Annotated in this window: 24 protein-coding genes; 15 read left to right on the top strand and 9 right to left on the bottom strand. The window is 71.7% G+C overall.

All coding sequences use genetic code 11. The annotated features are described in order from the left end of the window. Window positions 1–44 precede the first annotated feature (44 nt). Entirely contained in the window at window positions 45–1,070 is a 1,026-nt protein-coding gene (locus LRS74_RS18250; protein ID WP_277741991.1) for an aldo/keto reductase, read from the bottom strand. Between the two features lie 142 nt (window positions 1,071–1,212). Here LRS74_RS18250 and LRS74_RS18255 point away from each other — a divergent pair, with 142 nt between their 5' ends. Beyond that, window positions 1,213–2,076, top strand: a complete 864-nt coding sequence (locus LRS74_RS18255; RefSeq protein ID WP_277741992.1) for a helix-turn-helix domain-containing protein — start codon at window positions 1,213–1,215, stop codon at window positions 2,074–2,076. A 284-nt stretch (window positions 2,077–2,360) separates the two neighbouring features. Here the strand turns inward: LRS74_RS18255 and LRS74_RS18260 are convergent, their stop codons facing one another. Next, window positions 2,361–3,182: a class I SAM-dependent methyltransferase gene (locus LRS74_RS18260; RefSeq protein ID WP_277741993.1), complete on the bottom strand. Its 822-nt coding sequence runs from the start codon at window positions 3,180–3,182 to the stop codon at window positions 2,361–2,363. Between the two features lie 112 nt (window positions 3,183–3,294). Between LRS74_RS18260 and LRS74_RS18265 the strand changes: the two genes are divergently transcribed. Both LRS74_RS18265 and LRS74_RS18270 read left to right on the top strand, forming a co-directional pair. Next, window positions 3,295–3,585 (top strand): DUF6087 family protein, encoded by a 291-nt coding sequence (locus LRS74_RS18265; RefSeq protein WP_277741994.1) that lies wholly within the window; start codon window positions 3,295–3,297, stop codon window positions 3,583–3,585. 315 nt (window positions 3,586–3,900) lie between these two features. Further along, on the top strand, window positions 3,901–4,290 hold the full coding sequence (locus LRS74_RS18270; RefSeq protein ID WP_277741995.1) for a hypothetical protein: 390 nt from the start codon (window positions 3,901–3,903) through the stop codon (window positions 4,288–4,290). A 302-nt stretch (window positions 4,291–4,592) separates the two neighbouring features. Here the strand turns inward: LRS74_RS18270 and LRS74_RS18275 are convergent, their stop codons facing one another. Continuing rightward, entirely contained in the window at window positions 4,593–4,817 is a 225-nt protein-coding gene (locus LRS74_RS18275) for a hypothetical protein (RefSeq protein ID WP_277741996.1), read from the bottom strand. Window positions 4,818–4,970: 153 nt separating this feature from the next. Between LRS74_RS18275 and LRS74_RS18280 the strand changes: the two genes are divergently transcribed. Continuing rightward, the gene (locus LRS74_RS18280; RefSeq protein WP_277744814.1) at window positions 4,971–6,317 is read left to right on the top strand and encodes a helix-turn-helix domain-containing protein; all 1,347 of its coding nucleotides are present in this window, start codon (window positions 4,971–4,973) and stop codon (window positions 6,315–6,317) included. Here LRS74_RS18280 and LRS74_RS18285 read toward each other — a convergent pair. Beyond that, on the bottom strand, window positions 6,306–7,022 hold the full coding sequence (locus tag LRS74_RS18285; protein WP_277741997.1) for a haloacid dehalogenase-like hydrolase: 717 nt from the start codon (window positions 7,020–7,022) through the stop codon (window positions 6,306–6,308). The two genes, LRS74_RS18280 and LRS74_RS18285, sit on opposite strands and share 12 nt — an antisense overlap. Window positions 7,023–7,240: 218 nt before the next feature. Here LRS74_RS18285 and LRS74_RS18290 point away from each other — a divergent pair, with 218 nt between their 5' ends. The 4 genes from LRS74_RS18290 to LRS74_RS18305 all read left to right on the top strand — a co-directional run bounded on the left by LRS74_RS18290 (window position 7,241) and on the right by LRS74_RS18305 (window position 9,806). Beyond that, window positions 7,241–7,453 (top strand): hypothetical protein, encoded by a 213-nt coding sequence (locus LRS74_RS18290; RefSeq protein WP_277741998.1) that lies wholly within the window; start codon window positions 7,241–7,243, stop codon window positions 7,451–7,453. A 12-nt stretch (window positions 7,454–7,465) separates the two neighbouring features. Further along, window positions 7,466–8,044 carry an HD domain-containing protein gene (locus LRS74_RS18295; RefSeq protein ID WP_277741999.1) on the top strand — a complete coding sequence of 193 codons (579 nt, stop codon included), beginning with the start codon at window positions 7,466–7,468 and terminating at the stop codon, window positions 8,042–8,044. 165 nt (window positions 8,045–8,209) lie between these two features. After that, complete coding sequence (locus tag LRS74_RS18300; protein ID WP_277742000.1) at window positions 8,210–8,668, top strand: PPC domain-containing DNA-binding protein; 459 nt, start codon at window positions 8,210–8,212, stop codon at window positions 8,666–8,668. A 325-nt stretch (window positions 8,669–8,993) separates the two neighbouring features. Beyond that, window positions 8,994–9,806, top strand: a complete 813-nt coding sequence (locus LRS74_RS18305; protein ID WP_277742001.1) for a hypothetical protein — start codon at window positions 8,994–8,996, stop codon at window positions 9,804–9,806. On the opposite strand, the gene LRS74_RS18310 is transcribed toward LRS74_RS18305, so the two are convergent. Beyond that, window positions 9,803–10,636 (bottom strand): NAD(P)H-binding protein, encoded by an 834-nt coding sequence (locus LRS74_RS18310; protein ID WP_277742002.1) that lies wholly within the window; start codon window positions 10,634–10,636, stop codon window positions 9,803–9,805. The genes LRS74_RS18305 and LRS74_RS18310 overlap by 4 nt on opposite strands. 90 nt (window positions 10,637–10,726) lie before the next feature. Between LRS74_RS18310 and LRS74_RS18315 the strand changes: the two genes are divergently transcribed. The 3 genes from LRS74_RS18315 to LRS74_RS18325 all read left to right on the top strand — a co-directional run bounded on the left by LRS74_RS18315 (window position 10,727) and on the right by LRS74_RS18325 (window position 14,236). Continuing rightward, window positions 10,727–11,656: an AraC family transcriptional regulator gene (locus LRS74_RS18315; protein ID WP_277742003.1), complete on the top strand. Its 930-nt coding sequence runs from the start codon at window positions 10,727–10,729 to the stop codon at window positions 11,654–11,656. Window positions 11,657–12,243: 587 nt separating this feature from the next. Beyond that, on the top strand, window positions 12,244–13,656 hold the full coding sequence (mshA, locus tag LRS74_RS18320) for a D-inositol-3-phosphate glycosyltransferase (RefSeq protein WP_277742004.1): 1,413 nt from the start codon (window positions 12,244–12,246) through the stop codon (window positions 13,654–13,656). Continuing rightward, a complete protein-coding gene (locus tag LRS74_RS18325; protein ID WP_277742005.1) occupies window positions 13,649–14,236 on the top strand; it encodes a YbjN domain-containing protein in 588 nt (195 codons plus the stop codon). The genes mshA and LRS74_RS18325 overlap by 8 nt, the downstream gene beginning before the upstream one ends. 142 nt (window positions 14,237–14,378) lie before the next feature. On the opposite strand, the gene LRS74_RS18330 is transcribed toward LRS74_RS18325, so the two are convergent. Further along, window positions 14,379–15,698 (bottom strand): MFS transporter, encoded by a 1,320-nt coding sequence (locus LRS74_RS18330; RefSeq protein WP_277742006.1) that lies wholly within the window; start codon window positions 15,696–15,698, stop codon window positions 14,379–14,381. A gap of 107 nt (window positions 15,699–15,805) precedes the next feature. Here LRS74_RS18330 and LRS74_RS18335 point away from each other — a divergent pair, with 107 nt between their 5' ends. After that, a complete protein-coding gene (locus LRS74_RS18335) occupies window positions 15,806–16,567 on the top strand; it encodes a phosphoglyceromutase (RefSeq protein ID WP_277742007.1) in 762 nt (253 codons plus the stop codon). A 98-nt stretch (window positions 16,568–16,665) separates the two neighbouring features. On the opposite strand, the gene LRS74_RS18340 is transcribed toward LRS74_RS18335, so the two are convergent. Then, window positions 16,666–17,061: a hypothetical protein gene (locus LRS74_RS18340; RefSeq protein WP_277742008.1), complete on the bottom strand. Its 396-nt coding sequence runs from the start codon at window positions 17,059–17,061 to the stop codon at window positions 16,666–16,668. Between the two features lie 191 nt (window positions 17,062–17,252). On the opposite strand from LRS74_RS18340, the gene LRS74_RS18345 reads away from it, so the two are divergent. Next, window positions 17,253–17,609 carry a carboxymuconolactone decarboxylase family protein gene (locus tag LRS74_RS18345; RefSeq protein WP_277742009.1) on the top strand — a complete coding sequence of 119 codons (357 nt, stop codon included), beginning with the start codon at window positions 17,253–17,255 and terminating at the stop codon, window positions 17,607–17,609. A gap of 378 nt (window positions 17,610–17,987) precedes the next feature. Here the strand turns inward: LRS74_RS18345 and phoU are convergent, their stop codons facing one another. Further along, window positions 17,988–18,665: a phosphate signaling complex protein PhoU gene (phoU, locus tag LRS74_RS18350; RefSeq protein WP_144386967.1), complete on the bottom strand. Its 678-nt coding sequence runs from the start codon at window positions 18,663–18,665 to the stop codon at window positions 17,988–17,990. 299 nt (window positions 18,666–18,964) lie between these two features. Between phoU and LRS74_RS18355 the strand changes: the two genes are divergently transcribed. Both LRS74_RS18355 and LRS74_RS18360 read left to right on the top strand, forming a co-directional pair. Continuing rightward, window positions 18,965–20,311: an ATP-binding protein gene (locus tag LRS74_RS18355; RefSeq protein ID WP_277742010.1), complete on the top strand. Its 1,347-nt coding sequence runs from the start codon at window positions 18,965–18,967 to the stop codon at window positions 20,309–20,311. Further along, window positions 20,308–20,988: a response regulator transcription factor gene (locus LRS74_RS18360; protein ID WP_144386969.1), complete on the top strand. Its 681-nt coding sequence runs from the start codon at window positions 20,308–20,310 to the stop codon at window positions 20,986–20,988. Before LRS74_RS18355 ends, LRS74_RS18360 begins: the two co-directional genes overlap by 4 nt. A gap of 177 nt (window positions 20,989–21,165) precedes the next feature. Here the strand turns inward: LRS74_RS18360 and LRS74_RS18365 are convergent, their stop codons facing one another. Beyond that, window positions 21,166–21,912: a DUF461 domain-containing protein gene (locus LRS74_RS18365; protein ID WP_277742011.1), complete on the bottom strand. Its 747-nt coding sequence runs from the start codon at window positions 21,910–21,912 to the stop codon at window positions 21,166–21,168. Between the last annotated feature and the right edge of the window lie 76 nt (window positions 21,913–21,988).

A 21,988-nucleotide genomic window follows, 5' to 3' on the forward strand; every position in this document is an offset into this window, starting at 1 on the left:
GCCCCCTTCGTAGGGCCCGCACCCTAGCGGGCGGAGCTGCGCCGTCACCGGCGGCGCAGCGCCGCGTCCTTCAGGGCCGGGGGCAGGTAGTAGCTGTCCGCGCGGTTGAGGTCGATGCCCGGAGGCACGATCGCGTCGATCCGGTCCAACACCCCGTCGTCGAGCACCGCGTCGGCGCCGGCCAGCAGGTCCTCCAGCTGCTCGTAGGTGCGCGGGCCGATGATCACCGAGGTGACGGCCGGGTGGGCGCGGACGAAGGCGGTGGCCAGGTGCGGCAGGGAGAGCCCGGCCTCCTCCGCCACCTGGACCAGCTGCCCCACCGCCTCCAGCTTCCGCGCGTTCTCCGGCAGCGCCGGGTCGAACTTCTGCCGCTCCAGCGCGTGCCGACCGCCCGTCAGATCGATGTCGGACGCCTGCGTGTAGCGGCCCGACAGCCAGCCCGCCGACAGCGGACCCCAGGTCAGCACCCCCATCCCGTACTTCTGCGCGGTCGGTAGCACCGCCGCCTCGGCGCCGCGCGCCAGGATCGAGTAGGGCGGCTGCTCGCTGCGGAAGCGGACGTGGCCGCGCCGCTCGCTGGTCCAGTGCGCCTCGACGATCTGCTCGGCGGGGAAGGTGGAGCAGCCGACCGCCCGCACCTTGCCGGCGCGCACCAGGTCGGTCAGGACGCCGAGCGTCTCGTCGATGTCGGTCGTCGGGTCGGGGCGGTGGATCTGGTAGAGGTCGATGTAGTCCGTGTCCAGCCGGCGCAGGCTGTCCTCGACGGCGCGGGTGATCCAGCGCCGTGAGTTGCCGCTGAGGTTGGGGTCCTCGCCCATCAGGCCGTGCCCCTTGGTCGCCAGCACGATGTCGTCGCGGCGGCCCTTGAGCGCCTTTCCGACGATCTCCTCGGACTCGCCCGCCGAGTACACGTCGGCGGTGTCGATGAGGTTGATGCCACCGTCGATGGCACGGTGGATGATGCGCACCACGTCGTCGTGGTCGTTGTTCGCCCAGGCACCGAACATCATCGTGCCCAGCGCGTATTCGCTGACCGAGATGCCGGTGCCGCCGAGAATCCTGCGCTGCATGGGGGGTGCCTCCGTCGAGCCGTGCGTGTGCTGTCTTTCGGTTACGCGTTCCACCTTCCGCCGCGGGCGCAGCACGTACCAGGCCCGTTTCAACCTGGGTCCGCCAGAACCACCTTGTTGCCGCCCCGTCGATAATGGGCCGATGCGGCATGCCGACGAACCGGAGATCAACACCTTTCTGAAGTCCCGCCGGGCCGCTCTCGACCCGGCCACGCTGGGACTGCCCGCGGGATCGACCCGCCGCCGGGTGCGCGGGCTGCGCCGTGAGGAGGTCGCCCAGCTGGCCGGGATCAGCGTCGACTACTACACCCGCATCGAGCAGGGCCGTGCCCCCGCCATCTCGGACCCGGTCCTGGACGCCATCGCGCGGGCGCTGCGGCTGACCCCCGCCGAGCACACCTATCTGCGCAACGTCGCCCAGCCCCGGCGCCGGCAGGGCGGTGACCAGTGGCCCCCCGCGCGCGTGCGGCCCGAGGTGCGCCAGCTGCTGGACGCCCTCGACGACACCGTGCCCGCCTTCGTCTACGGCCCCGCCCTGGACATCCTCGCCTGGAACCGCCTCGGCGGCCTGGTCTCCTTTGACCTGGCGGCCGTCCCCGAGGCCGACCGCAACGCCGCCCTGCTGACCTTCCTCCACCCGGACGCCAAGGCCCTCCACCCGGACTGGGAGCGACTCGCCGAGGAGATGGTCGCCGCCCTCCGCGCCGAGGCCGGCCGCCGCCCCCAGGGGCGGCTCAGCGAGGTCGCCTGCCGGCTCCTCGACCACAGCCCCGACTTCCGGCGCCACTGGGAGGCCCAGGCCGTCACCGAACGCACCTCGGGCACCAAGCGCGTCCGGCACCCCGTCGTCGGCGAGCTCGACCTGACCTACGAGGTGCTGGCGCTGCCGACCGACGAGGGACAGGTCCTCTGTACGTACACGGCGCGGCGGGGGACGCGCACGGCGGAGGCCCTGCGGGAGCTCGCGGCCCTCCCGACCCTCCCGGCCGTCGCCCCGGCCCAGTAGGCCGCGCGGGTCAGCCCGGCCCGAGGCGAGGGGCGGCCCGCACCCCGGTCCAGTGGGTCGCCCGGCTCAGCCGGACCCGGGGAAGACAGGGCCGGCACCCGGTCCAGCGGGTCGCCCGGGTCAGCCCGGCCCGAGGTGAGGGGTGGCCCGCGCCCCGGTCCGGTGGGTCGCCCGGGTCAGCCGGACCCGGGGGCGACGGGGCCGGCGCCCGGTCCAGCGGGTCGCCCGGGTCAGCCCGGCCCGAGGCGAGGGGGCCGGCGCCCCGGTCCAGTGGGTCGCCCGGCTCAGCCGGACCCGGGGGCGAGGGCCTCCCAGGCCACCGTGACCTCACCTTGCCGCCAGCGTCTGGGCCCGTGCAGGACCGGCCAGCCCAGGTCGTCGCGGAGCACGCGGACGGTGCGGACCCAGCGCTGGCGCGCGCTGAGCGGGGCGTACGGCGCGGCGGCGGCCCAGGCGCGGTCGAAGTCGCGCAGGAAGGAGTGCACGGGCTCGCCGGGGACGTTGCGGTGGATGAGCGCCTTGGGGAGCCGCTCGGCCAGGTCGGAGGGGCGCTCCAGGGAGCCGAGCCGGGTCGCGAACGTGACGCTGAGCGGCCCCGTCGGGGTCAGCGCCACCCACACGTGCCGCCGCCCGATCTCGTCGCAGGTCCCCTCCACCAGCAGCCCGTCCGGCGCCAGCCGATCGCACAGCCGCCGCCACACCGCCGCGACCTCGTCCTCCCCGTACTGCCGCAGCACGTTCGCCGCCCGGATCAGCGCGGGCCGCTCCCCGTGGCCGCCCGGCAGCGGCACCTCGAACCCGCCGTGCGCGAAGACCAGCCCCTCCCGCTCGTACGGCTTGGCGGCCGCCACCCGCGCGGGTTCGATCTCCACCCCGACCACCCGCACGTCCGGCCGGACCGTACGCAGCCGCTCCAGCAGCTCCACGGCGGTCCAGGGCGCCGCCCCGTACCCCAGGTCCACCGCCACCGGCGCCTCCGTCCGCAACAGCGCCGGACCGTGCACGGCGGCGATCCAGCGGTCCATACGCCGCAGCCGGTTCGGGTTGGTGGTGCCGCGGGTCACCGAGCCGACGGGTCGGGCCGGGGCGGGGGGACGGGCGGGCATGTCTATGACTCTAAGCGGTCCCCACGCCCACGGCCCCGCCCCTCTTACGGCCTCGGCCGTGAGGTGGATGAGCTCCGCCCGACCACGATCGCCGCCTGAGACCATCGAGCGCATGGGCAAGCACCGCCGACCCGGACCCCCGAACCAGCCGTCCCGCGCCGTCCCGCGCGTGAACGCCGACGACCCGCTCGCCGCGTACGACAAGCGCCGCCGCCCCCCGCTGGACATCTACCGGCGCCACCGGCCGGCGCACGGCGGCGCCGGCCACCTTCGACCCGACGAGCCGCGCGTGCTGGAGGAGTGGGACGCCTTCACGTACCAGGTCGTCGGCACCGCTCCGAGCCTCGCGGTGGCCCAGGAGTGGGTGAACGAACCGCAGACAGGCGACGACCCGGCTGCGTGATACGCCCTGCGCCTGCCCGCCGGATGGAACCGGCCATTCCCGGCTCAGAATCAGTCGAAGGGAGACGGCGTCAATCACGCCCCACGGCTCTGCGGCTACAACGAATCTTGATCAGTCGCGCTCGGGTCAAGGGGGAACGGAATGCGAACTGCCCGTGCAAGAAGGCTGGCTATCGCGTTCAGTGTTGCGGTAATTGGTGGCCTGTTGGGGGTCCCGGCCTTCGTTCAAGGCGGTTCCGGATCAAGCCGCCTTTCTGCTGCTGAGGTGGATGAGCTGTCCCGTATCGCGGAATCCCATCTACAGGCGCGAGCCAGCATGGTGACAACCAACCCTCCCGCCGTAAGGAGGCCGCTTCTTCCCGCCACCGCATCCATGGCGAAGCACATTGAGGACGAATTCGGCAAACTCGCCGCTAAGGGAAAAATGTACGAGGACGTGAATGGCGGCTACACAAAGGCTGCCGTCGACGTCACCGTCCTGAACTCATCACTGGCTGGGGAGACCGCAACCCTCCAGGTCACCGAAGACACTCGCCTCTACGTGCCGTTTACGACAGAGGAGATCGATGAGGGGGCGCCTGAGTACGAGGAATTCTCGCTCCCTCACACGATGACATTCAAGCGGAGCTCTGAAGGCGTTTGGCTGCTCGCTTCAGACAAGGCTGACACGGGATCCGGGCCGGCGCCCAGTACGCAACTGACCTAACCCGGTCCCGCCCCTCTACGCCCCCGGCTGTGACGATCCGCTTCCCCGCGCGGCACGGTACGCCCGGAGCAGCCCGCGCCCCGTCTGGCACGCGACGTCGCCCTTGCGGCAGGCCGCGCACTCCGTGAGGTGGATGAGCGCCGCCCGCCAGGCCCGGTCGACGCGCCGGTGGCGCGCCGTGGACGACCCCTGCCCAGCGTCGACGTGCCCGCGCTCGTTCTGCGCCCGTACGACCCCGTCGGTCACCGCCCCGACCCGCCGCAGCGCCTCACGGCGGGAGGGCCCGCCCGCCCCCTCGCCCGTCACCACGCGCCCTCACGGCGCGCGATGGCCCGCTGCTCGATCGCCTGGGCGAGCTGGAGGTGGTAGAGCTCGACCTGGTCCGGGGTGAGGATCAGCGCCGAATCGAGCGCACTGCCGTCCGCACAGTGCAGCCGGATCGCGAGCGCGGCCTGCTGGGCACGGCGGTCGTAGATCACGTCCCGTTTCAGGGGGGTGGCGTGGGTGACGGTGAGGGGCAGGCTCACGGCTTCCTCCTGGCGCGCTTGTCGAGGACCCAACTTCTGCCTTTGGGCACCCTCCACCTTGAGGGTGAACTGCCCTGCCGCGTATGAGCGTTTATGACAGGCTCGGTCCACGTGGCCACGACTGAGCCGGGCGGAGACGGTCGGGTGAGTGCGATGACGGGTGATGAGCAAGCGCGCTGCGAGCGCTGTGGCGCCGTGCTGAGCCGGTACAACAGCGCCGGTGTCTGCGCCGGATGCGGTCGCGTGAAGCCGTCTGCGCCGGACGGGTTCTGGGAGCGTCCCGAGATCCGAGACGCCCTCGCCGCCTGGGACATGGGAACGGTCGTACGTGCCTTCCGGCAGTGCACGGGTCTGTCGCAGGCCGCTGTGGCACGTCTCGTCAACATCGATCAGGCCGAGGTCAGCCGACTGGAGCGGGGCCGCAAGCGGCTGCGGGACCGACGGCAGGTGCTCACGTGGACCAGGGCGCTCAACATCCCGGATGGCCGTATCGACGCCTTCCCGGTGACCGGTGGTGGGTCCGTATCGAGCCTTTCGGCGCTGCACCGGGCAGGATTCACGGTCGACGACATGGGGGCCGGACCTGCTACTCCGCGCGCCTGGGATGCAGACGAACGGGTCGATGAACTGCTGATCGACCTTCAGCGGCGGGACAACGCATGTGGGGCCGACGCTCTGCTGGCCGGCGCTGCGCGGAGCCTGCAGGCGGTGGTCCGCCGACTTGATCGCGGCGGTGCGAACGCATCCGAGCCGAACCTCTACTCGGCCGCCGCGCAACTGGCACAGATGGTCGGCTGGCTTTCGCTGGACGCCGGCCGGCCAGCCGATGCCAGGCAGAATCTGAGCTTGGCGCTGTACTGCGCGCACACGGTGGGTGATCTGCGCCTTGCCGGAAGCGTGCTCGGGTACCTGAGCCTCACCTCGCTCTATCACGGCCCACCTGCTGAAGCACTGGCCTTGGCACGTACGGCGCAGGACACCGCTCGCGGAACAGTCGGCGGTCCGGTGGGCGCCATGCTCGCGACGAGACGCGCACGGGCTCACGCCGCGCAGGGAGACGACGCTGAGTGTCGATCCGCGTTGCGAGAGGCCGAGCGGCATGGTGCGGGGCACCCCGAGGCCGCCCCGGCCCCCGCATGGATCGACTATTTCGACGCCGCGGAGCTCAGGGCTCAGCAGGGCACGTGCCTGATGCAGATCGGTGAGCTGGACGAGGCCGAAGTGCATCTCGGCTCGGCCCTGGCGCTCCGGCGGAGACTCGGCTCGGCATACCTCAGAGACCAGGTGAACTACGGCCTGCGGCTCGCTGAGATCGCGCTGTCGAAGGGGGAACTCGACGTGGCGTGCGCACGGGCCCAGGCCGCGTTCTCCGCTCACCGTGAGATCTCCTCCACCCGCATGGCGTCGAAGCTGTCCACCTTCGCTGGCCAGCTCACCCCGTATCGATCCCATGCCGGCGTCAGTGACCTCATCGCGGCGATGAAGGGATCAGCTTCCTGAGTTCACCGGGGTCGCCGCGAGGCGCCCGTCCGTACCCACCACGGCCCTCACGACGGCCGTCGTGTCCACGAGGTCGGGAAGCACGATGTCGGCTCCGGCGGCCGACAGCTTCTCTGCGGTGGTGGTACCGGTCGCCACGGCGATGGCCAGGGCGCCACCGGCCTTCGCCGTGGCGATGTCCAGCACCGTGTCACCGATGATCACCGTGTCGGCGCCAGTGAACCGGCGGCCGAGTCGTGAGCGTGTACGCTCCCAGGCACAGGCCAGAAGGGCGGTGCGCTCGGCCGCGTCGTCGCCGTACCCGCCCGTTTCGAAGTCGATGAGGTCGGCGAGGCCGAAGACGGCCAGTTTCAGCTCGGCCAGGCTGCGCATGTTGCCGGTGAGGACAGACTGGTGAACTCCTTCGTGTCCCGTCAGAGCCGAGAGCGCCTCGACTGCTCCCGGCAGGACGCGCCCCGCAGCGGCCAGGGCGGCTGAGCGTGCGCGCAACTCATCGGCGAGTGTGGCTGTGAACCGCCCGATGATTGCCGGATCCGGGGCGAAGCCGTGCAGCCGCAGCGTCTCGGCCGTGATCGCCAGCTCCGTGCGCCCTGTCATGTCGGCCATCTCGCGCAGGGGCTGCCCCGTCACGCGGGTGAAGGCGGCGGCGTATGCCTGCCGGCTCACCCCGCCGCCGTCGATGAGCGTGTGGTCGATGTCCCACAACACCAGACGGCGATACTCCTGCCCAGGACTCATGGTCTCCGTACTCCTGTCGCGGTGGACATCAACCCGAGGAGTTGCCGAACGGTTCTCCACCTTTCGCGGTGGCTGGCGGATTGTCCAGCGACGGGCGGGTATTCATGGCACGCACAGCCGATCAAGGCCCGACACCGGGGTTCCGAAATCGGTGTCCTGGGCACGACGTGACGAGAGGGGCCGGCATGTCGCAGACCGGGGGTGCCCGGCTGTTCCGGGAGGCATGGGTCGCGGGAGTCCGGAAGCACTTCCCCGGCGAGCCGAAGCCGGGTTATGTCGCCGACTGGGCGGATCTTCCGGGCTGGCAGCAGGAGACGGACGCGGACATCTTCGAGACCATCGAGAACGAGGCCAGCCCAGATGACATGCGATTCGCCTCGCCGACGCATGAGGCGTGAGAGGAGCTGACGGTGGCTGACGACTTGTCCGCGGTGTCGCGATTCCTGCTTGAGGCGGGCACACTCAAACACGCCAGGCGCACGGGCTGGTGGATGGCGGGCGTGCGGGACCCGGAGAGCGTGGCCGAGCACTCGTGGCGTACGTCGCTGATCGCCTCTGTGATCGCCCAGTTGGAGGGAGCCGATCCGGCGCGGGCGGCGCTGCTGGCCGTGTGGCATGACTCCCAGGAGACCAGGACTGGCGATGTCAACCACCTGGGGAAGAAGTACGCCCCCTCGGCTGACCCGGAAACCGTGACGGCTGACCAGACGGCCGGTATGCCTGAACCGCTGGCGGAGGCAGTGCGAGGCGTCGTGGCTGAGTACGAGGCGAAGGAGACGCCCGAGGCTCGGTGCGCGCGCGACGCCGACAAGCTCGAATGCCTGATTCAAGGAATCGAGTACCGGGCGCAGGGCTACGAGAACGCGCAGCGGTGGATCGACAACAGCCGCGCTCGACTCATCACCGAGACAGCGAATCGTCTTGCCGACGAGCTGCTGAACACCGGGACCTTGGACTGGCTCTACGCCGCGATGGGAGAGACTCCGTGAACTGAAAGTGCAACGCCACTGCGTGGCGGGAGATCGGCTACGGGTCTCGCGGGTCGGGGTCCGAAGGGCGGCTACGCGAAGGCTGCCGTCGAAGTCACCGTCATGAGCTCGTCGCTGGCTGGGGAGACTGCAACCCTCCAGCGAAGACGAGAAGGGGAGCAGCGTATGCGCGCTAGGGAACTGACCGTCGGCCGCACCTTCGGAATCACTTTCGACCATGGGGACGACTTCTTCGGCGCGCTCGATGAATTCTGCCGGGAGCACGGGATCTGTCAGGGGTACATCCCGATGTTCATCGGCGCCTTCAGTGAGGCCGAGCTGGTGGGGACCTGTGAAAAGCTCGATCACCCTGAGGCTCCACTCTGGTCCCGCACGCATGTCGAGACCGTCGAGGCCCTGGGGTGCGGCACCTTGGCTCGTGATCCTGAAACCGACAAGGTGCTGCCGCATGTCCATGTCGCTGCTGGCCTCAAGGGCCAGTCGGCGCAAGGCAAGACGAGTCACTTGCTGAGTGCCCGGGTGCAGTTCCTCACGGAGCTGCTCGTTGTCGAGGTCACCGCCCCTGTCATGACCCGGCCTCGCAACCCTCAGATGTACGACGTACCTCTGCTCACGTTCGAATGATGCTGGAAGCTCCTTGGGCGCACCGTCCGGGTCTCGGGGCGCGGGGTTCGGGATCCGAGACGTCTCCGAAGGAATGGCCGGGAGGCTTGACCCACCCACCCTCCCTGCGCCCAACGGCCGCCCCCAGCGGGCCAGATGACTTTTTGTGATCGAGTCGCGACGCAGCGGCGTGGGCGTGTAGCGTGCGGCCCACAAAGCAACGACCCCCAGCGGGTGTTAGCAGCACCTGCCAGGGGTCTGACCTTCAAGATCGTTAGGAGCGATCTCAATGGCTGCTTCAGACTCTAGCGTTCCCGCGCCCCCCTCCGCCCCCTCCTCGCCTCCGATGGCCAGTCCCGGCTTCGGGAAGCGGGCCGTTTCCGGTCAAGGGCCGCGCCGTGCCGACGACTTCGCCGGGCTGCCCGCGCGGGAGGCGGCCATCGCCGCGTACGTCGATCGGCTGCCGGACGGGGCGTGCATCTCGATCAAGGCGCTGGCCGCGCAGCTTCCCTACGGGCAGTGCGCCTTGGGGACCGCGTTGCGGCGGCTGGCCGAGGCCGGGCATCTGCGGCTGTTCCGGGAGCGGACCGAGGGCGGGCGGTGGGTGACCCGTACGCACTTCTCGCGCATCGCCCGAGATGACGCCTGGTGGGCGGCGTACCAGGCCGGGCGGGACACGGACCAGGCTGCGGAGGGCGAGCCGCGCACAGAGGGCGCGGCGCCGCCGCGTCCCGGGTACGCCATGCTCGCCCGGCTCGGAGAGGCCGACCCCCGTCTCGCCCTCTCCGCCGCCGACTGCGCCGCGCTCGAACCGCTCGCCGGGGAGTGGCTCCGTCGCGGGGCGAGCGAGCCGTACGTCGCTTCCGTGCTGACCGCCGGGCTGCCCGAGGCCGTCCACCATCCCCGTCGCTTCCTCCAGGCCCGCCTGACCGCGAAAATGCCACCCGAACGAGTCCTTCCGGCGCCGCGCCCCGCGCCTGTCCTCATGGAGTGCGCCGTCTGCCGCGCGCCCGGCAGTCCGCAGGCGCTCCCCGGCGGGGTGTGCCGCGACTGCCGGGGAGAGGGCGCGGCTCCCGGCGACCGCCGGGGCGTCGACGTACGGGCGTACGCGGACGGGATCCGAACTCGGATGCGCCAGCGGCCACGCGCCGCGCGCTAGGACCAGGCGCCCGCCTTCGCCGCCCGCTCGACATACGCCTCGAAGGTGAGCGGCTCACGGCCGAGCACCTGCCGCACCCCGTCCACCGGCTCCGAGGTGTGCCCCTCGCGGTGGAAGGCGAACAGGGCGCCGAGCGCCTTGACGAAGGGCTCGGGGATGCCGAGGCCGCGCAGGTCCGCGGCGTACTCCTCCGGGGTCAGCTCGACGTAGTCGATGGTGCGGCCCGCCGCGCGGGCGATGGTCTCGGTGGCCTCCCGGAAGGTCAGCCCGCGCGGGCCGGAGAGCTCGTACACCCGACCCGCGTGCCCGTCGCGCGTCAGCACGGTCGCCGCGACCTCCGCGACGTCGTCGACGTCGACGAAGGTCTCCGGAACGTCGCCGATGGGCAGCGCGAGCCGCCCGTCGCGCAGCGGCTGGTGCCAGAGGTCCTCGCTGAAGTTCTGGTTGAAGTTGTTGGGGCGCAGGATGGTCCACTCGGCGCCGGACTCCCGCACCGCCTGCTCCCCGGCGGCCATGCCGCGCCCGAAGTCCTCGCCGACCAGGTCCATGCCGCGCCCGGAGAGCGTCACGAAGCGGCGCACCCCCGCCGCCGCGGCCTGCTTGACGAAGTCGTGCACCGGCTCGGCCTCCTCCGGGGCGATCAGGTAGACCGCCGCGGCCCCGGCCACCGCCGGCTCCCAGGTGGCGGGCTCGGTCCAGTCGAAGCGCACCGCGCTGGAGCGCGAGGCGGCGCGCACCGAGGCGCCCTGCTCGCGCAGCCGCCGTACCAGTCGGCGCCCCGTCTTACCGGTGGCGCCGAGGACCAGGATGTCGTTCGTGTTCGTCGTCATGACAGACAGTCAACCGGCCGCGATCACGCGCGGACATGGCCGCTCGTCCGGGACGCATGCGTGTTCGTACGCGGCGCATAGGGTGAGGTCATGGACCCGTTCGACGATCTGCTGCGCGGTGTGCGCGCCGACGGCGCCGTCTTCGACCGCTCGGTGCTGTCGCCCCCCTGGGCGCTGAGGTTCACCGACGGCGCCTCGCTGACGCTGTGCGTCCCGATGCGCGGCGAGGGCTGGATCGCGGCCGGCCCCGGCGGGCGGCTGGTGCGCCGGCTGCGGCTGGGCGAGGCGGCGATCGTACGCGGCCCGGAGCCCTTCGTCTTCGCGGACGACCCCGACACGGCGGCGCAGCGCGTGCGCGACGTGCGGTGCGCCGGCCCCTGGGCGGCCCGGGGCGACGCGCCCGAAGGCAGCACGGTGCTGCTGGCCGGGGCGTACCACGTGCGCGGCGAGGTGCCGGGACGACTGCTGCGGGTGCTGCCGCCGGTGCTGGTGGTGCCGGACGACCACGACTGCACGGGCATGCGCGACTACCTGGAGGCCCAGCTGTCCGCCGGTCGCCCCGGCCGCCAGATCGTGCTGGACCGATTGCTGGACTGGCTCCTGGTGTGCACGCTCCGCGACTGGTTCGACCGCCCCGAGGCCGCCTCGCCCGGCTGGTACCGCGCGCTCGGCGACGACGTCGTGGGCCCGGTCCTGCGCGCCATGCACGCGGCACCCGAGCGCGCCTGGACGCTCGCCTCCCTGGCGGACGAGGCCCGGGTCTCCCGCACCACCCTGGCCAAGCGCTTCCACGACCTGGTCGGCGAGTCCCCCCTGGCGTACCTCACCGAGTGGCGCATGGCCCGCGCCGCCGACCTCCTCGCCGAGCCCAACGCCACGGTCGCCTCCGTGGCGCGCCGCGTGGGCTACGCCGACGCCTTCGGCTTCAGCACCGCGTTCAAGCGCGTACGCGGGGTCAGCCCCAGCACCCACCGCCGCCGGGTCGCCCCCACCGCCCAGCAGACGGCCCAGTCCGGCTGAACCGGCACCGCGGGATGTCCCCACCCGACCCGCCCACGCACGGCACCCATCCACCCACCGCTGCCTACCCACCCACCGCTACCCCCCGACCCACCGCTTCGACCCACCCACCCACCGCTGCCACCCACCCACCGCTGCCACTCACCCACCGCTGCCCCCCCAGCCCACCGCTCCCACCCACCCACTCACCCACCCCCACCCACCCACCCACCCACCCGACCCGCCCACCCCAGCCGCCCGTCTGTGATCGGGCCCGCGGCCGGGGGACGGCGGGAGCGGCCGGGGGCGCAGGGCACAGGGCCGAAACGTTGTCGCATATTTGTGGGCAAAGAGGGAGTAAGGCGGCGTTACGGGGTCGTCGCCCGTAAATATGCGGTTTCGGCCCTGTGCCCGGCTGCGCCCCCGGCCCGACCCACCCCCTCCCCTCGCCGCCCCCGGGTCACGCTTTGGCAAAGCGGAAATGGGAACGGGTCATTCCGGTGTTGACGCGTTGAGGCGTCGAAGCGCGTCCAAGAGCGAAACCAAGAGCGTCCAAGAGCGCCCAAGAGCAACCAAGAGCCACGTACCCGGCAAGGAGGTATCGCGCGGTGAGCCAGTACATATCGCGGCTCGGCGGCCTGCGGGGCCGCGCGCTCGGAACCGGCCGCGGCAGCGGCTCGGTGCGTGGCGCCGCCGGCCGCGGCGGCACCACCGGGCGCGCCGCCGGTGCCGCCCGTACGCTGCGGCATCTGCGCCGCCCCCGCCGCATCGCCATGCTGAGCGTGCACACCTCGCCCCTCCACCAGCCGGGCACCGGCGACGCGGGCGGGATGAACGTGTACATCGTCGAGCTCGCCAAGCGGCTCGCGGACCTCGGCATCGAGGTGGAGGTCTTCACCCGCGCCACCACCGGAGCGCTCCCGCCCGCCGTGGAGCTGGCGCCCGGGGTCCTGGTCCGCCACATCGACGCGGGCCCGTACGAGGGCCTCGCCAAGGAGGATCTGCCGGCCCAGCTGTGCGCCTTCACGCACGGGGTGATGCAGGCGTGGGCCGGGCACCGGCCCGGCTACTACGACCTGGTGCACTCGCACTACTGGCTCTCCGGCCACGTCGGCTGGCTCGCCGCCGAGCGCTGGGGCGTGCCGCTGGTGCACGCCATGCACACCATGGCCAAGGTCAAGAACGCGGCGCTGGCCGAGGGCGACACCCCGGAGCCCGCCGCGCGGGTCATCGGCGAGACGCAGATCGTCCGGGCCGCGGACCGGCTGATCGCCAACACCGACGGTGAGGCGCGGGAGCTGGAGCGGTTCTACGACGCGGATCCGGCCAAGGTCGCCGTCGTCCATCCGGGGGTGAACCTGGACCGTTTCCGCCCGGCCGACGGCCGGGCCGCCGCCAGGGCCCGGCTCGGGCTGCCGCAGGAGGCGCTGATCCCCCTCTTCGCCGGCCGGATCCAGCCGCTGAAGGGCCCGGACATCCTGCTGCACGCGGTCGCGGAGCTGCTGGAGCGGGAGCCGGCGCTCCGCTCCCGGCTGGTGGTCCCGGTGGTCGGCGGGCCCAGCGGGACGGGGCTGGCCAAGCCGGAGCGGCTGCACAAGCTGGCGGCTCGGCTCGGCGTCGCCGACGTCGTCCGCTTCCGGCCGCCCGTCGGCCAGGACCAGCTCGCGGACTGGTACCGCGCCGCATCGGTGCTGGTCATGCCCTCGTACAGCGAGTCCTTCGGGCTGGTGGCCATCGAGGCGCAGGCCTGCGGCACGCCGGTCGTCGCGGCGGCCGTCGGCGGCCTGCCGGTGGCGGTGCGCCACGGGGTCTCCGGCTTCCTGGTCCACGGACACGACCCGGCCGACTACGCCGCCGCGCTGCACGGCTTCGTCGCCGACGGCGCCCTGTCGGAGCGGATGGGCGCGGCTGCCGCCCAGCACGCTCGCTCCTTCGGCTGGGACACCGCCGCCGCGGCCACGGCGGACGTCTATCAAGCCGCCCTGCAGGAGCGTCGTCGCGTACGCTCGCACCATGGCTGAAAGGGCTGACACGACCGGCAGGGCCGAGACGACCGGCAAGGCTGACACGGCCGACAAGGCGGTGGACAAGGTGGACAGGACCGCGGAGCAGACCGAGGCGCGGCAGGTCATCGAGTCGACGCTCAAGGAGGCCGAGCTGGAGTGGGAGAGCCCCTCCGACGGCTCCTACGTCGTCAAGCTGCCCGGCACCCGCAAGCTGGCCACCACCTGCTCGCTGCGCGTCGGCCGCCACTCCCTCTCCGTCAACGCCTTCGTGGTGCGCCGGCCGGACGAGAACCACGAGGCCGTCCACCGCTGGCTGCTGGAGCGCAACACCCGGCTCTACGGGGTGAGTTACGCCATCGACCAACTGGGTGACGTCTACCTCGTCGGCCGGCTGCCGCTGGCGGCCGTCACCCCCCAGGAACTGGACCGGCTCCTCGGCACGGTGCTGGAGAACGCGGACGGCAGCTTCAACACCCTCCTGGAGATGGGCTTCGCCTCGGCCATCCGCCGCGAGTTCGCCTGGCGCACGGCACGCGGCGAGTCCACCCGCAACCTGGAGGCGTTCACCCGACTGACCCAGGACCCGACGGGCTGACGAGTCGACGGGTCGACGGCCTGACGGGCCGGCGGGCCAGCGGGAGCTCATCCCGTACGGTCCGTCAGCCGAGGGGCGCGGCGACGGGGATGTCCAGCCAGGAGCGCCGCAGGCGTCTCGGCGTCACCGTCATGACCTCCCGTCAGGCGACAGAGCCGGGGGCGTTGGCGTCGGTGCCGGCGTTGGTGTCGGCATCGGCTTCGGCGTCGCCCGTATCCCTGCGGTCTTCGGCCCGCGCCGCCACCGTCTCCTCCCGCTCCGCGAGGTTCCGCATCAGCAGCCAGTACCCCAGCGCCGCCACCGTTCCCAGCACCGCGCAGCCCGCCCACAGCCAGCCGGCGCCGTAGCGGTCGATGACCTGGCCGGCCGCCAGGGGCGCGGCGAGGGCGGCGACGGACCAGGACATGGTGTAGACGCCCTGGTAGCGACCGCGGCCGTGGAGCGGGGAGAGCTTGACGACCAGGCTCATCTGGGTGGGGGAGTTGACGATCTCGGCGAGGGTCCAGACGCAGACGGTGAGGGCGTAGACGCCCAGCGAGCCGGCGAAGGCGGTGAGGCCGAAGCCGTAGCCGGCCAGCAGGGCGGAGAGGACCAGCAGCCGCCGCGGGTCGCGGTGCTCGATGAGCCGGGTGACGGGGATCTGCATGGCGACGATCAGAACGCCGTTGACGGCGGCGACCAGGCCGTAGTCGGCGCTGGAGAAGCCCTCGGCGCCCATGGCGACGGGGAGGCCGACCATCCCCTGCTGGAAGATCAGGGAGATGAGGAAGGAGAGCCCGACCACGCTCATGAAGCGGCCGTCGCGGAGCACCGTGCTCAGCCGGACCTCCGGCTCCGCCGCCGCGCCGTCGGCCCGGGGGGTGTGCTCGGGCCGGGACTCCGGCAGTTTCACGAAGACCACCACGGCGCAGGCGAGGGTGAGCGCGGCCTCGCCGAGGAAGCAGGCGAGGTAGCTGTACTCGGCCAGGAATCCGGCGGCCGCGGCGGAGACGCCGAAGCCCAGGTTGATGGCCCAGTAGTTCAGCGCGAAGGCCCGCACCCGGTCCTTCGGGGGCACGATGTCGGCCAGCATCGCCTGCACGGCGGGGCGCGAGGCGTTGACGGCCGCGCCGACGACGAAGGCCATGGCCGCGATGGCCACCGGGTGCCGCATGAAGCCCAGGGCGGCGACCGAGAGGGCGGTGGCGATCTGCCCGATCAGCATGGTCGGCCGCCGGCCCAGCCGGTCGGCCAGCACCCCGGCGCCGAGCGAGGAGACCACGCCGCCGAGCCCGTGCAGGGCGGCGACCAGGCCCGCGTACGAGGCGGAGTAGCCGCGCTCCACGGTCAGGTAGAGGGCCATGTAGGTGGCGACGAAGGCGCCGAGCCGGTTGACCAGGGTGCTGGTCCACAGCCACCAGAACGCGCGGGGCAGCCCCGAGACGCTCTCTTTCGCCGCCCTCTTCATCGTGGCCAAGGACACGTGCCGCTCCCCCGAGTGTGCCAGCTTGCGTAAGAGCCTAATCGGCCCAGCGCAGCTTACTTCCCCTGGCGGTCGGGGCGCCATGGATTTCCATTAGGCTCGACGACATGGCCGACGCACCGTACAAGCTGATCCTCCTCCGCCACGGCGAGAGCGAGTGGAACGCGAAGAACCTGTTCACCGGCTGGGTGGACGTCAACCTCAACGAGAAGGGCGAGAAGGAGGCGGTCCGCGGCGGTGAGCTGCTGAAGGACGCCGGCCTGCTCCCCGATGTGGTCCACACCTCGCTCCAGAAGCGCGCCATCCGCACCGCGCAGCTGGCGCTGGAGAGCGCCGACCGGCACTGGATCCCGGTGCACCGCTCCTGGCGGCTCAACGAGCGCCACTACGGCGCGCTGCAGGGCAAGGACAAGGCGCAGACCCTCGCCGAGTTCGGCGAGGAGCAGTTCATGCTGTGGCGCCGCTCCTACGACACCCCGCCGCCGCCGCTGGAGGACGGCACCGAGTGGTCGCAGAGCGACGACCCGCGTTACGCGACCATCCCGAGCGAGCTGCGTCCGCGCACCGAGTGCCTCAAGGACGTCGTCACCCGCATGCTGCCGTACTGGTACGACGGCATCCTCCCGGACCTGCTCGCCGGCCGCACCGTGCTGGTCGCCGCCCACGGCAACAGCCTGCGCGCGCTGGTCAAGCACCTGGACGGGATCTCCGACGCCGACATCGCGGGGCTGAACATCCCCACCGGCATCCCGCTCGCCTACGAGCTCGACGCGGACTTCCGCCCGCTCACCCCGGGCGGCACCTACCTCGACCCGGAGGCCGCCAAGGCCGCCATCGAGGCCGTCAAGAACCAGGGCAAGAAGAAGTAAGAACCAGCGATCAAGCCCCCTACCTGCGGATTCTCCGCGAGTAGGGGGCTTGTCCCTGCTCGCGGCCCGCTATGAGGCACCCGTCCTGGTCGCAGCCATCAGCGAGGGGCTGGGAGGGGGTGGTGGCGGGCGCATGGCTCCGCGGGTGACCACGGGACCCAGGAAAGAGCCGCACGCCAAACGGGTCGTCCGAAGGCCCAGTCCTGAAGCACCTTCGCCACGGGTTCCACCGCGAAGACCCCGTGCTCGCGGGGTACCCACGCCTGGAAGTGCCTGTCCGGCCCTCCCTCGCGGTACTCCACCTGATAGCTCAGGTCGTCGTTGAGATACACCTGCATGTAGTGCTGGTCAGCGGGTTCCGCGTGGAGCCGCCTCACGACGACGAACCGACAGCTGAGACTCATGTCGGCCAGCAGGTCGTGGAGCTGTTCCTCGGACGGGTCGTCCCAGGTCGTCCCGTCCGCCTCGATCGCTTGAAGCACTGGTGCCGCCATGCGGTGACTCTACTGACCGATCACGCCCCGAAGAAGTAGCGCGGATTCGCCCTGGTTTCCCTCTTACGGCCCAGCGTGCAGCGGCCTGTGGGGGCCCTTACGGTGAGAGGGCAAGCCGCCGACGCGCTGGGGGGTGTCCCTGCGGATGGCGCGTGTCGGCCTCCGTATGGCACCCGGAAGGCGGTCCCGGCATGGCCACCATGTCAGACACTCCCGTTCTCGACACTCTCGCCGCCATGACGGTCGACTCGGTCGAACGCTGTGGCCTGGACGAGAACACGCTCATCCTCATCCGCATGGCCGCGCTCGCGGCCATGGACGCACCGGCGATCTCCTACCTCGCGCACATCGACCCGGCCATGAAGGCCGATCTGACGGCCGAGCAGCTCCAGGACGTCCTCGTCGCCATCGCCCCCATCGTGGGCACGGCACGGGTCATGTCGGCCGCGACCCATATGACCGAGGCGCTCGGCCTCACCCTGGCCCTGGCGGAGTCCCAGGCCGAGGAGATGGCCAACGCGGGCGCCCAGAGCCGGAACAAGCCCTGAGCCGACCGGGCGGGTCCTGAGCCGGCCCGGCGGGTCCCGAGCCGACCGGGCGCGTGCCGAGACATGGCAGGGCCCCCGACCGGACGTCGGTCGGGGGCCCTCCGTACGTGGTCGTACGGGTCAGGTTCAGCCGCAGGAGCCGCCACAGTTGCAGGGGCCGCCGGACTGGCAGCCGCACTGGCAGCTGGGGCCGCAGTTGCAGCCGCTGTTCTCCACGGGAGGTGCTATGCGCGAGACGGGGCTGGAGGAGTTCGCCATGGGTGTACCTCCTGGAATGGGGTCAATCCTGAGAGCTATTCCACTCCTGTCGGTAAGGGCGCATCAAGGGCGCGTAGCGGCATTCGGCCGCATCTTCTCCCGGTGCGGCCGGAAAGCGGCTCAGGCCCCGTCGACCGGCTCGGCCGGAACGATCTCGTCCGCGTGCTCGCCGGTGACCAGGTAGACCACGCGCTTGGCGACCGACACCGCGTGGTCGGCGAAGCGCTCGTAGTAGCGGCCCAGCAGGGTCACGTCCACGGCGGTCTCGATGCCGTGCTTCCAGCGGTCGTCCATCAGGTGCTGGAAGAGCGTGCGGTGCAGCAGGTCCATCGCGTCGTCGTCGTGCTCCAGCTGGAGCGCCAGGTCGACGTCCTTGGTGATGATCACCTCGGCCGCCTTGGCCATCAGCCGCTGGGCGAGCTGACCCATCTCCAGGATGGTGGCGTGCAGGTCGCGCGGGACCGCGGTGTCCGGGAAGCGCAACCGGGCCAGCTTGGCCACGTGCTGGGCCAGGTCGCCGGAGCGCTCCAGGTCGGCGCTCATCCGCAGGCTGGTGACCACGATCCGCAGATCGGTGGCGACCGGCTGCTGGCGGGCGAGCAGGGCTATCGCGCGGGCCTCCAGGTCGCGCTGGAGGTCGTCGACCTTCTCGTCGGCGGCGATGACGCTCTCGGCGAGCTTCAGGTCCGCGTCGAGCATCGACGTCGTGGCGCGGCCGATGGCCGACCCGACGAGCCGGGCCATCTCGACCAGGCCCTCGCCGATCGAATCGAGCTCCTCGTGGTAGGCGTCCCGCATCACTGACCTTCTCTCGTCTCTCTGCCCGACTGTCATGCCGGTTCCACCATGCCTACGGTCCGGCTGAAACGCGTCGGGTTTCGGCATGTTGTATGAACGCACCCAGACCCCTCGGTGAACTCTGGGGAACAAACATTTTCGAACGGCGGATGCCCGCCCCGCCCGGCGAGCACCGGCCGGCCGGGCGGCGCGGGCGGAATGAACCGGCACTGACTCCCGGGTGAACTCTCGGAAACGTCTCCCGGGGGGAGCCCCTCGACGGCTAGGGGACGGTCCCGCGGCACGCATAACCTGGATGCATGAACGTGGACGCGGCCGTCGCCGCACTGGCAGCGATCGCCGGTCTGTGCACCGGCGTGATCGCCATGCTGGCGTTCCGCTGGAGTGAGCGCGACCAGGCCAAGCCCACGCGGTCCTCCCTGCACACCGACGCCGTGCTGCCGCCGGGCGTGGACACCGTGCTCTCGGTGCTGCGCTCCTCGGCCGTGGTGCTCGACGAGGCGGACGCCGTCGTCAAGGCCAGCTCCGCCGCGTACGCCCTCGGACTGGTGCGCGGCGGCAAGCTCGCCGTCGAGCCCATGATGCAGATGGCGCGCGACACCCGGCGGGACGGGGAGATACGCCAGATCGAGCTGGACCTGCCCCGGCGCGGCACGGGCCGCGGCGACGCGCTGGCCGTTTCCGCCAGAGTCGCCCCGCTCGGTTCCCGGCTGGTGCTGCTGCTGGTGGAGGACCTCACCGAGGCCCGCCGCATCGAGGCCGTACGACGCGACTTCGTGGCCAATGTCAGCCACGAGCTCAAGACCCCGGTCGGCGCGCTCTCGCTGCTCTCCGAGGCCGTGATGGACGCCTCCGACGACCCCGAGGCGGTCACCCGCTTCGCCGGGCGGATGCAGATCGAGGCGACCCGGCTCACCAACCTGGTCCAGGAGCTCATCGACCTCTCCCGGGTGCAGAACGACGACCCGCTGGAGGACGCCGAGCCGGTGCGGGTGGACGAGCTGGTCACCGAGGCCATCGACCGCTGCCGCCACCAGGCGGGCACCAAGCAGATCACCATGGCCACCTCGTTGGTGGTGCCCGGAGGGGCCTCGGGTGAGGACGGACGGGCGAGCGGCTCCGTCGACCTCCATGTGTGGGGGAACCGCGGGCAGCTCGCGGCGGCGCTGGGCAACCTCGTCGAGAACGCCGTGAACTACAGCCCCGCCCGCACCCGGGTCGGGATCGCCGCCCGGCGGGTGGTGGCCCCCGGTGGGGATCTGATCGAGATAGCGGTGACCGACCAGGGCATCGGCATCTCCGAGAAGGACCGTGAGCGGGTCTTCGAGCGCTTCTACCGCGTCGATCCGGCCCGCTCGCGACAGACCGGCGGGACCGGCCTCGGCCTCGCCATCGTCAAGCACGTGGCCGCCTCGCACGGCGGGGAGGTCACGGTGTGGAGCGCCGAAGGCCAGGGCTCCACCTTCACCCTGCGCCTGCCGGAGGCAGGCAGCGTCCGGGATCGGGCCGCGGCCAAGGCGGAGCGCGAGCGCAGCCGCCTCGGTCACCCCCTGATCGGCCCCGAGGACCTCGAAGGCGAGGACCCGGACCGGGCGTACGAGACCTTCACCAACGATCCGCTTTCAGCCCCGGAGGTCCTTCCGTGACCCGAGTGCTCGTCGTCGAGGACGAAGAGTCGTTCAGCGATGCGTTGTCGTACATGCTCCGCAAGGAGGGATTCGAGGTCGCCATCGCGACAACGGGGCCCGAGGGGCTGGATGAGTTCGAGCGCAACGGCGCCGATCTGGTGCTGCTCGACCTCATGCTGCCCGGGTTGCCGGGGACCGAGGTGTGCCGCCAGCTCCGCGGCCGCTCCAACGTCCCGGTGATCATGGTGACCGCCAAGGACAGCGAGATCGACAAGGTCGTCGGGCTGGAGATAGGAGCCGACGACTACGTGACCAAGCCCTTCTCGTCGCGCGAGCTGGTGGCCCGCATCCGGGCCGTGCTGCGCCGCCGTGGCGAGCCGGAGGAGGTCGCCCCGGCCGCCCTGGAGGCGGGCCCGGTGCGGATGGACGTGGACCGGCACGTGGTGACGGTCGGCGGCGGCAAGGTCGACCTCCCGCTGAAGGAGTTCGACCTCCTGGAGATGCTGCTGCGCAACGCGGGGCGCGTGCTGACCCGCATGCAGCTGATCGACCGCGTCTGGGGCGCCGACTACGTGGGCGACACCAAGACCCTCGACGTCCACGTCAAGCGGCTGCGCGCCAAGATCGAGCCGGACCCGGGCGCCCCGCGGTACCTGGTGACGGTGCGCGGTCTGGGCTACAAGTTCGAGCCGTAGAACGCGCCGCGGGCGCGAGGTGTAGAGCGCCGTAGGCCCGGTCCTCCACCGGGCTGAGCGGCGCCTACGACGCGTGAGGGCGGCCCCGGGGCTTCCGGGGCCGCCCTCACGCGTGTTCGCCGCTACGCCCGCGCGTACGCCCCTGTCGTAGGCGTCCGCGCGGGCGGGGCGGGTGGATCAGTGACCGGCGTGGGCGCCGTTCGGGTCGGGCTCGCCCGGGGCGACCGCGCCGCCGGGGGTGGTGGCCGCGCCGCCCGGCGTGTTCGTCTCGGTGCCGGGCTTCGGGTTCTTCGGGTTCTCGGGGCCGGCCGGGGTGCCGGTGGGAGAGCCGGTCGGGGTGCCCGCCGGAGGGGTCTCACCGGTCGGGGTGCCCGGCTTGGTCGGGGTCTGCGGCTTGGGGGCGGTCGGCGGCTCCGCCGGGCCCCACTTGTCGAAGTAGCTGGTGGCCGGCACCACGAAGGCGTCCAGCGAGACCTTGCCGGTGTCGCTGAAGTCGAAGGTCACGGTCTGCGCGTCGCCGTCCTTGACCGCCTCGCGGCCACTGGGGATCACCGCGGAGGCGTTGCCCTTGCCGCCGAGCGTCAGCGAGCCGTTGGCCGGCACGACGAGCTTGCCCGAGCCCTTGGCCGGGGTGAGCTTGACCGGCTCGCCCGCGCCCTTGACGGCGATGCCCTCCAGGGTCTGGTCGCGCTGGCCGTTGTTGAAGATCTTGACCGAGATCACGGCCGGGCCGCGGTCCTTGAGGTCGGGCTGGGTGATCAGCGTCGCGTTCTGGAGCTTGATGCCGCCCACCGACGTCGCGGCGTTGTCCGGCTTGATCTCCAGCGTCTGTGCGTCGTTCCCGGCCGCGCAGGCGGAGAGCGGGGCGATCGAGAGCACGAGGGCGGTGGCGGCGAGGGCGCCGCGTCGAAGGTCGCTGCTCACGGCGGCGGCATCTCCTAGGACGAGGTAAAGGTTGGATCAGCGGGCTTAGGTTACCGAGCCGCCCTCCCCGGGCCGC

It is taken from the genome of Streptomyces sp. LX-29, assembly GCF_029541745.1.
Taxonomy (GTDB): domain Bacteria; phylum Actinomycetota; class Actinomycetes; order Streptomycetales; family Streptomycetaceae; genus Streptomyces.

Bases quoted from the DNA above. Each gene is read 5' to 3' on its own strand.
- phoU (WP_144386967.1), bottom strand. From the start codon at position 18,665: ATGCGGGACGCCTACCACGAGGAGCTCGATTCGATCGGCGAGGGCCTG.
- LRS74_RS18310 (WP_277742002.1), bottom strand. From the start codon at position 10,636: ATGACGACGAACACGAACGACATCCTGGTCCTCGGCGCCACCGGTAAG.
- LRS74_RS18355 (WP_277742010.1), top strand. From the start codon at position 18,965: ATGAACGTGGACGCGGCCGTCGCCGCACTGGCAGCGATCGCCGGTCTG.
- LRS74_RS18280 (WP_277744814.1), top strand. From the start codon at position 4,971: ATGACGGGTGATGAGCAAGCGCGCTGCGAGCGCTGTGGCGCCGTGCTG.
- LRS74_RS18250 (WP_277741991.1), bottom strand. From the start codon at position 1,070: ATGCAGCGCAGGATTCTCGGCGGCACCGGCATCTCGGTCAGCGAATAC.
- LRS74_RS18265 (WP_277741994.1), top strand. From the start codon at position 3,295: ATGGGCAAGCACCGCCGACCCGGACCCCCGAACCAGCCGTCCCGCGCC.
- LRS74_RS18305 (WP_277742001.1), top strand. From the start codon at position 8,994: ATGGCCAGTCCCGGCTTCGGGAAGCGGGCCGTTTCCGGTCAAGGGCCG.
- LRS74_RS18260 (WP_277741993.1), bottom strand. From the start codon at position 3,182: ATGCCCGCCCGTCCCCCCGCCCCGGCCCGACCCGTCGGCTCGGTGACC.
- LRS74_RS18340 (WP_277742008.1), bottom strand. From the start codon at position 17,061: ATGGCGGCACCAGTGCTTCAAGCGATCGAGGCGGACGGGACGACCTGG.
- LRS74_RS18300 (WP_277742000.1), top strand. From the start codon at position 8,210: ATGCGCGCTAGGGAACTGACCGTCGGCCGCACCTTCGGAATCACTTTC.
- LRS74_RS18325 (WP_277742005.1), top strand. From the start codon at position 13,649: ATGGCTGAAAGGGCTGACACGACCGGCAGGGCCGAGACGACCGGCAAG.
- LRS74_RS18290 (WP_277741998.1), top strand. From the start codon at position 7,241: ATGTCGCAGACCGGGGGTGCCCGGCTGTTCCGGGAGGCATGGGTCGCG.
- LRS74_RS18345 (WP_277742009.1), top strand. From the start codon at position 17,253: ATGGCCACCATGTCAGACACTCCCGTTCTCGACACTCTCGCCGCCATG.
- LRS74_RS18255 (WP_277741992.1), top strand. From the start codon at position 1,213: ATGCGGCATGCCGACGAACCGGAGATCAACACCTTTCTGAAGTCCCGC.
- LRS74_RS18315 (WP_277742003.1), top strand. From the start codon at position 10,727: ATGGACCCGTTCGACGATCTGCTGCGCGGTGTGCGCGCCGACGGCGCC.
- LRS74_RS18270 (WP_277741995.1), top strand. From the start codon at position 3,901: ATGGTGACAACCAACCCTCCCGCCGTAAGGAGGCCGCTTCTTCCCGCC.
- LRS74_RS18335 (WP_277742007.1), top strand. From the start codon at position 15,806: ATGGCCGACGCACCGTACAAGCTGATCCTCCTCCGCCACGGCGAGAGC.